This window comes from Argonema antarcticum A004/B2 (assembly GCF_023333585.1).
Lineage (GTDB): Bacteria > Cyanobacteriota > Cyanobacteriia > Cyanobacteriales > Aerosakkonemataceae > Argonema > Argonema antarcticum.
This window is the reverse complement of the sequence record NZ_JAIQZN010000249.1, coordinates 1-1,015: the sequence shown is the minus strand read 5'-3', so window position 1 is coordinate 1,015 and position 1,015 is coordinate 1. Positions and strand designations below refer to the sequence as shown.

Genomic DNA, 1,015 nt, shown 5'->3' with positions numbered 1-1,015 from the left:
TTCAACTAGCACAGCAGGAGTCCCCCGCTCTAGTTGTACCCAGGTGAGCGGCGGGAGGAATGCGAGTGAGTGAAGAGATCCACCCCGAACAAAACCGACAATCGCAGATATCTGTTTTGTTCGGGTGGTCGATGAATGAACAAATTCCTTGACACATTTAACTTCACGGAGTACTCTAATAATAGAGGTCGTGAAGATAATGTCCCAAACAATCACCGCCAAGTTAAAGCTAAACCTGAATACCGAGCAAAAAGCTTTGGTATCTCAGACTGCCTTAGCTTACCGCGATGCGTTGAATTACACTTCACAAATCGCTTTTGATGCGGGTAAAACCAGTAATGGTGACAAGTTGCAGAAAGCTGTCTATGGCGAGTTGCGAGTTCGATTTGGACTTGGAGCGCAAATGGCTTGCAATGTACCTAGACAAGTATCTGCTACTTACAAAACCCTCTGGACTAAGGTAAAACAATCTAACGATGCTATCGCGAAAGGTTACACCAAGAGACGGTACAAAGGGTTAGATAAAGCCCCTAAATATATCTCTCGGACTTGTACCTTAAATTATCAGCGGGACTATAGCTTTAAAACTGAGCGACGGGTAAGTATTATTACCTTGCAAGGTCGGATAGTTGTCTCATACAATGGTTACAACAAGCACCTAGATTTAATTACCAATGGAACAAAGATTGGAGCGGCTAAAATTGTCTATCAGCGTTCTTCTAAGACCTACTATTTGATGGTAAGCCTCGAAGTAAAAACGCCTGAGATCGAGCCATTGAAAATAACTAGAGTATCTGGCGTTGATGTAGGAATGCGTTACCTTGCGGTGGAAACAGACTTAAGTAATAAGTCTAAATTCTATTCAGGCAAGGCAGCTAGACATAAAGCCAACCGCTATCACAAAGCTAGACAAACTCTTCAGCGCAAAGGCACTCGTTCGGCAAAGCGTAGATTAATTGCTTTGTCTGGAAGAGAAAGACGGTTTATCGCTGATGTGAATCACAAAATCAGTAAG

General features: G+C 43.1%; 1 protein-coding gene. It reads left to right on the top strand.

Features of this window, described 5'->3' with window-relative positions; all coding sequences use genetic code 11:
* Window positions 1–199 precede the first annotated feature (199 nt).
* A partial coding sequence (locus LAY57_RS35680; RefSeq protein ID WP_249072269.1) for a transposase occupies window positions 200–1,015 on the top strand: 816 nt, incomplete at its 3' end.